At 76.6% G+C, this 7111-nt stretch carries 3 protein-coding genes and 1 pseudogene; 1 reads left to right on the top strand and 3 read right to left on the bottom strand.

Features of this window, described 5'->3' with window-relative positions; genetic code table 11:
• Positions 1-4285, bottom strand: a 4285-nt coding sequence (locus Q4D18_RS09415) for a DEAD/DEAH box helicase (RefSeq protein ID WP_303127663.1), incomplete at its 3' end; no start/stop codon positions are given.
• The gene (locus Q4D18_RS09410) at positions 4278-4736 is read right to left on the bottom strand and encodes a 23S rRNA (pseudouridine(1915)-N(3))-methyltransferase RlmH (protein ID WP_303127667.1); all 459 of its coding nucleotides are present in this window, start codon (positions 4734-4736) and stop codon (positions 4278-4280) included. The genes Q4D18_RS09410 and Q4D18_RS09415, both read right to left, overlap by 8 nt.
• A gap of 84 nt (positions 4737-4820) precedes the next feature.
• On the opposite strand from Q4D18_RS09410, the gene Q4D18_RS09405 reads away from it, so the two are divergent.
• Positions 4821-5918, top strand: coding sequence for a prolyl oligopeptidase family serine peptidase (locus tag Q4D18_RS09405; protein ID WP_368389641.1), 1098 nt, complete (start codon positions 4821-4823; stop codon positions 5916-5918).
• A 423-nt stretch (positions 5919-6341) separates the two neighbouring features.
• Here Q4D18_RS09405 and Q4D18_RS11925 read toward each other — a convergent pair.
• Positions 6342-7064: pseudogene (locus Q4D18_RS11925) on the bottom strand (MFS transporter); the annotation flags it as partial.
• Positions 7065-7111: the final 47 nt, after the last annotated feature.

Genomic DNA, 7111 nt, shown 5'->3' with positions numbered 1-7111 from the left:
CGGTGCGGGCGCGGGGGGTCTGCCGGCCGGTCCGGTGGGCCGTCCTCCCCAGGGAGAGCAGGCCGCGCAGGGGCGCGAAGGTGTCGTTGCCCACACGCCCGGCCCACACGAGGTCCCACAGTGCCTCAAGGACCTCAGGCGCGCGCGGCGGCTCGCCCTTGCCCTCCCGCGCCGCCTCGGCCCGCACCCGCTCCACGAGCTGAGGGAAGAACCAGGCCCCGCCCGCGGACAGCACCGCCAGCACGTGCTCGCGCACGGCCAGGCGTGCGGCGGAGACGTCCTCGGTGCGCAGCTCGGGCACGCGGAGCGTGAGGTCCACGGCGTCGGCGGGGTGCAGGGCCACCCAGCCGTCGTTGCCGGAGCCCTCCGCCGTGCCGGACCACAGGTACTCGCCCGTGGCCAGCAGCTCGTCCAGCAGGCCCGGCCGGTAGTCCTTCACGCGCGCCGGCAGCACGAGGGACTCCCACGCGCTCGCGGGCAGGGGCATCCCGGCCAGCTGGTCCAGGACGGTGGCCACGCCGTCCACGCCCTCGAGCGTGGCCGGGGACGGCCGGCCGGGCCGCGGGCGCAGGTGCTGCCAGTCGGCGAGGAACCGCGCGTAGGCGGCCTGCTCCACCGGCTCCACCTCGGCGCGCAGCGCGGCCAGCGAGCGCCGCCGCACCTTGCGCAGCACGTCCGCCTCGATCCACTCCGCCTCCAGGCCGGTGGCCCCGGGCGTCCCGCCCGGGCGGTAGGCGCCCTGGGAGACGCGCCGCTCGGTGGCCAGCCGTTGCAGCACCGGCAGCACGACGGCGCCGCCCAGGCCCAGCGCGGTGCCCGCCTCGGCGGCGGTGAAGGGCCCATGGGTGCGGGCGTACCGGGAGACGAGGTCCCCGAGCGGGTCCTCCACGGGCTCGTGGAACGCCACGGGCACGCCCATGGGGATCGGCACGCCGAGCGCGTCCCGCAGGCGCGCGGCGTCCTCGACGGCGGCGAACGCCTCCTCGCCCTCGCGCCGGAACCGGAACGCCCGGCCCGTGCGCTCCAGCTCCGTGAGGTGGGCGGCGACGGCGGCCCGGTGCGCGTCGTCGTCCGCGCCGTCCGCCCCGGCGTCCGCCGGAGACCGCTCGGTGCGGCGGGCGGCCTCGGCCACGGTGAGCGGCCCGACGATCCGCAGCAGGTCCGCGAGCCCCTCGGCCCCGCGCACGCGCCGGTCCGGGGCGAGGCGCTGCAGCTCCTCCTCCACGCGGGCGATCACGGCGGGGTCCAGCAGCTCGCGCAGCTCCTCGGTGCCCAGCAGCTCGCTCAGCAGCGCGGGGTCCAGGGAGAGGGCGGCGGCGCGGCGCTCGGCCAGCGGCGAGTCGCCCTCGTAGATGAACTGGGCCACGTAGCCGAACAGGATGGACTGCGCGAACGGGGACGGGGCGGAGGTGGTGACCTCCACCATGCCGATGGCCCGGGAGGCGATCCGCCCGGCCACGTCCTTCAGGGCCGGCAGGTCGTAGACGTCCTGCAGGACCTCGCGGACGGTCTCCAGGATCACGGGGAACTGCGGGTGCTTCCGGGCCACGTCCAGCAGCTGCGCCGAGCGCTGCCGCTGCTGCCACAGCGGGGTGCGCTTGCCCGGGTTGCGGCGGGGCAGCAGCAGGGAGCGCGCCGCGTTCTCCCGGAACCGGGCGGCGAACAGCGCCGACCCGCCGACCTCCGCCGTGACGATCTCGTCCAGCTCCTCCGCCGTGAACTCGAACAGCTCGGCGCCCGGCGGCTCGGCGTCCATCAGGGGGATGCGCAGCACGATCCCGTCGTCGGCCGCCATGGCCGCCCCCGAGCCGGTCTCCAGCCCGTACCGCTGCGCCAGGCGGGCGCCCACCGCGAGCGCCCACGGCGCGTGCACGGCCATGCCGTAGGGGGAGTGCAGCACCACGCGCCAGTCGCCGAGCTCGTCCGTGAACCGCTCCACCACGAGGGTCTGCTCGGTGGGCAGCCGGCCCGTGGCCTCGCGCTGGTCCGCCAGGTACTTCAGCAGGTTGTCCCGCGCCCACTCGTCCAGGCCGGCGGCGGCCAGACGGTCGCGGGCGGCCTCGGGGTCCGCGTCCAGCTCGCGCCGGAAGCGCCCGACGGCGTCGCCCAGCTCCGCGGGCCGGCCCGCCGCGTCCCCGCGCCAGAACGGCAGCTTGCCGGGCTGGCCGTACGCGGGCAGCACGAGGACGCGGTCCGCGGTGATGTCCACGATCCGCCAGCTCGTGGCGCCGAGCAGGATCACGTCCCCCACGCGGGACTCGTAGACCATCTCCTCGTCCAGCTCGCCCACGCGCCGGCCGCCCGAGCGCTTCGACCCGGCGTCTGCGGCGGACTCGCCGGTGTCCCCCGCGGAGGCCGCGGCGCCGGACTCCCCGGCGGACTCGGTGGCCAGGAACACGCCGAACAGGCCGCGGTCCGGGATGGTGCCGCCGCTGGTCACGGCCAGCCGCTGCGCCCCGGGCCGGCCGGAGAGCTCCCCGAGCTCGCGGTCCCACAGGATGCGCGGGCGCAGCTCGGCGAACTCGTCCGAGGGGTAGCGCCCGGCCAGCAGGTCCAGCACGGACTCGTACGCGCTGTGCGGCAGCGCGGAGAACGGGGCGGAGCGGCGCACCAGGTCGAACCACTCCTCGGCGTCCACGTCCTCCAGCGCGACGGCGGCCACCGTCTGCTGGGCCAGGATGTCCAGCGGGTTCTGGGGGATGCGCAGCGACTCGATCCGTCCGGCGGCCATGCGCTCGGCCACCACGGCGGTGTCCACGAGGTCCCCGCGGTGCTTGGGGAAGAACACGCCGCGGGAGACCTCGCCCACCTGGTGGCCGGCGCGGCCCACGCGCTGCAGGGCGCTGGCCACGGACGGCGGGGACTCCACCTGGATCACCTGGTCCACCGCGCCCATGTCGATGCCCAGCTCGAGCGAGCTCGTGGCCACCACGCAGCGGATCTGCCCGGTCTTCAGGGCCTCCTCCACGATCGCCCGCTGCTCCTTGGACACGGAGCCGTGGTGGGCCCGGGCGAAGTCGGACACCGTGCCCGAGCCCGTGCCGGTCTGCCCGGCCACCTGCGCGGGCGACGACGACGGCCCGCGGCCCGCGCCGCGCCCGCCGCGCCGGCGCTCCTCGGGGGCGCCGGCCGGGGTCTCGCCGGTGGCCGAGCCCAGCCAGGCCGAGACGAGGTCGCCCGCGGTGGGGGGCGTGGCGACGTCGTCGGGGCCCAGGTCCTGCGGAGCCCCGTCCCCCGGCGCGTCGGGGACGTCGCGGAACCCGGGGGCCAGGTCCGGGTCCCATGCGGCCTCGGCGGCCTCCCGGCGCGCCTCCCAGATCTCGTTGAGCCGCCCCGTGAGCCGCTCGGCCAGGCGGCGGGAGTTGGCGAACACCAGCGTGGACCGGCGCTCGGACACGAGGTCCACGATCCGCTCCTCCACATGCGGCCAGATCGATCCGCCCGTGGCCGGCTCCCCGCCCGCCTGCGCCGTGGCGGCCGCGCTCGCGGGCGGGGCGGCCAGGTCCGTCATGTCCGGCAGGGGCACGGTCACGGTGAGGTCCCAGCGCTTGGCGGAGACGGGCCGCACCACGCTCACCGGCTGCACGCCGCCCAGGAACCGGGCCACCTCGGAGGCCGGCTCCACCGTGGCGGACAGGCCGATGCGCTGCACCGGGGCGTCCAGGATCGCGTCCAGGCGCTCGAGCGAGACGGCCAGGTGCGCCCCGCGCTTGGTGCCGGCCACCGCGTGCACCTCGTCCACGATCACGGTCCGCACGCCCTTCAGCGCCGAGCGGGCCTTCGAGGTGAGCATGAGGTAGAGGGACTCGGGCGTGGTGATGAGGATGTCCGGCGGGTCCTGCAGCAGGCGACGGCGCTCGGCCGCGGGGGTGTCACCCGAGCGCACGCCCACGCGCACCTCCGGCACGGGGGAGCCCAGCAGCTTGGCGGTCTGGGTGATGCCGATCAGCGGGGCGCGCAGGTTCCGCTCCACGTCCACGCCGAGGGCCTTGAGCGGGGACACGTAGAGCACGCGCGTGGCGGAGGTCTCCGGGTCCGCGGGCTCGCGGACGAACGAGTCGAGCGCCCACAGGAAGGAGGAGAGCGTCTTGCCGGAGCCGGTGGGGGCGATCACCAGGGCGTGCCGCCCGGAGGACACGGCGTCCCACGCGCCCAGCTGAGCGGCCGTGGGCCCCGCGAACGCGCCCGTGAACCAGCGGCGCGTGGGCTCGCTGAACCGCGCCAGGACGGTCTCGGCGTCGGGCGTGGGGGTGGTCCGCGGGGCCCCGCCGCCCGGCTCAGGCATGGTGATACGGCCGTCCGGCGGAGATCTCCTGCGCGCGGTAGACCTGCTCGGCCAGGATCAGGCGCACCAGCTGGTGCGGGAACACCAGGCCGGAGAGGGACCACACGCGGTCCGCGCGGGCGTGCACGCGCTCGTCCACGCCGTACGCCCCGCCGATCACCACGGTGACCGGCGTGCCGACGTCGAACCGGCCCTGCAGGTGCGCGGCGAGGCCGGGGGAGTCGAACCCCTTGCCGCGCTCGTCCAGCAGGACCAGGTGCTCGTCCGCGCCCACCTTGGCGAGGATCCGCTCCGACTCCTCCGCGCGCGCGGCCTCCTCCTGGCGGGAGGAGTGCGGCAGCAGCTGCCACGTGAGGTCGTAGGGCCGCTTGAGGCGCCGCTCGTAGCGGGTGATCCCCTCGGACACCCAGGACTCGTGCTTCTTGCCGATGGCCAACACCCGCACTGACATGCGGACCATCATGGCACCGGGGCCGGACGCCGTACGCCCCGCCCGCTCCACTAGGCTCGGCCGCACCGGCAGGGAGGGGTGGACATGGACGCGGGCACGCACGACGCCGCACCGCGCCCCGGGCGGCGCACCGCGCTGGGCCTGGGGCTCGGCGCCGCGGCCGTGGCCCTGACGGCCGCCCTGCTCGAGCGGGACACGTCCCTGGCGCCCGAGCCCGTGGAGGACCGGGCGGCCGCGCTGTTCGGGATGCGCTCGAGCCTGGGCCACCGGTACGCGGACCTGCCCGGCGCGGCCGGCCGCGTGGACGTCCACACGCCGCCCGGTCCCGGCCCCTTCCCCGTGCTCGTGTGGAACGACGGCTCCGGGTGGCGCTCGGACCGCGGCTTCCAGGGCGGGCGGGACGTGGCCCGCGGCATGGTCCCGGCCGGGTACGCCGTGGCCGCGTTCTCCGTCCGCAGCTCCTCCCAGGACGCCTTCCCCGCACAGGTCCTGGACGCGACGGCGGCGGTGCGCTGGGTGCGCGCCCACGCCGGGGAGCACCGCCTGGACCCGGGTCGGATCGCGGTGGGCGGGAACTCCTCGGGCGGGTGGAACGCCCTGATGGCCGGGCTCACCGGCGGCCGGGACCTGGACCGCGCGCGCGTCCCGTCCCCCGGGCGGGAGGTGCCTCCGGGGGGCCACGCGATCCCGCCCGAGGACGCGGTGCAGGCGATCGTGGAGTGCGCCGCGCCCGTCGACTTCCTGCAGATGAACGTGCAGATGCCGCGCGGGGCGTGCGCGGCCCTGAACCGCCGCCAGCGCCTCGAGCACTGCCACCTGGACGACCGCAGCACCAAGTCCCGCATGCTGGGCGTGCCCGTCATGGCGCGCCCCGAGCTGGCGCGGCTGGCCCGTCCGGCGGTGCACGTGACCCCGGCGTCCCCGCCCACCCTGCTGATCCACGGCCGGGACGACCAGGAGGTTCCCTACCTGCAGAGCCGTGAGCTCTACTCGGCGTTCGCCGAGCGCGGCGTGCCCACGGCCCTCTACTCCGTGGACGGCGCGGGCCACGACCTGGCCATGATGACGCGCCGCATGGGCCCCACGGACGTGCTGCGCTCGAACCTGCCGCGCACCGCGGTCCACGCCACCGTGTCCTGGGCGGCGGTGGCCGCGTTCCTGGACGCGGTCATGCCCGGCTGAGCACGCCCCGGCCCGCCGCGAACGCCCCGGATGCAGCAGCCGTGAGCCGGCCACCGCCGCGAGCGCCCCGGCCAGCCCGACCGCCCCGAGCGCGGCGAGCACCAGGGCCGCCGCCGGAAGCCCCGCCGCCGAGCCCACCAGGCCGGCCACGGGGTAGCTCACCAGGAAGCACGCGTGGGAGAGGGAGAACTGCGCGGCGTAGACGGCGGGGCGCTGGGCCTCGTCCGCGTTGCGGGCCAGCACGCGGGCCGAGGGGGTCAGGACGGCGGAGGTGGCGGCGCCCGTCGTCAGCCACAGGACCAGCAGCAGGGCCCAGGGGGCGTCGAGGGCGATCGCGGCGGCCGCGGTCGCCAGCAGGACGGGCAGGACGGCGGCGCCGGCGGTCATCACCGGCAGGTCCGGCATCCGGTCCAGCAGGCGCGGCACGGCCAATGCGACCAGCATGGACCCGGCGCCGTAGGCCGCCAGCAGCACGGCCACGTCCGTCTGGGGGCGGCCGAGCCCCACCTGCACGAGCACCGCGGTGTTCACCAGCACCATGGCGGTGGCGGCGGCGACCACGAGGTCCAGCCCCGCCAGCACGCGCAGCTCACGACGGGCGGCGAACAGCCGCACCCCGCGGGTGAGGCGGTCCAGGAACGGGCTGGGGGCGGCCTCGGCGACGGCGGGCAGCCGCGTGGACAGCACCAGCGCGGCCGAGGCGAGGAAGCCCAGCACCGTGCCCACGAACAGCTGGTGGTAGGAGACCACGGTCAGCAGCGCCACCGCGAGCAGGGGGCTGACGAGCGCCTCGAGGTCGTAGGCGAGGCGGGACAGGCTCAGCGCGCGCGTGTAGTCCCGCTCCTCCGGCAGCACGGAGGGGATGAGCGCCTGGAACGCCGGGGTGGAGGTGGCCGAGGCGGACTGCAGGATGAGGATCAGCAGGTACACCTGCCACGTCTCCGTGACGAACGGCAGGAACGCGGCGACGCCGGCCCGCACCAGGTCCGCCGTCACCAGCACGGGGGTGCGCGGCAGGCGGGTGACGAGGGCGGCCATCACCGGGCTGACCAGCACGTACGCCACCATCTTCACGGTCAGGGCGATCCCCAGCACCGCGCCCGCGTCCGCCCCGGCGAGGTCCACGGCCAGCAGGCCGAGCGCCACGGTGAGCAGGCCCGTGCCCAGCAGCGCCAGGACCTGGGCGGCGGACA

Source organism: Micrococcus sp. (assembly GCF_030523875.1).
In the GTDB taxonomy this organism is placed as follows: Bacteria; Actinomycetota; Actinomycetes; order Actinomycetales; family Micrococcaceae; genus Micrococcus.
The sequence above is the reverse complement of the archived record's forward strand: the minus strand, read 5'-3'. Positions and strand labels throughout refer to the sequence as shown.

Excerpts from the sequence above, each read along its gene's own strand:
- Q4D18_RS09405 (WP_368389641.1), top strand. The coding sequence starts at position 4,821 with ATGGACGCGGGCACGCACGACGCCGCACCGCGCCCCGGGCGGCGCACC.
- Q4D18_RS09410 (WP_303127667.1), bottom strand. The coding sequence starts at position 4,736 with ATGTCAGTGCGGGTGTTGGCCATCGGCAAGAAGCACGAGTCCTGGGTG.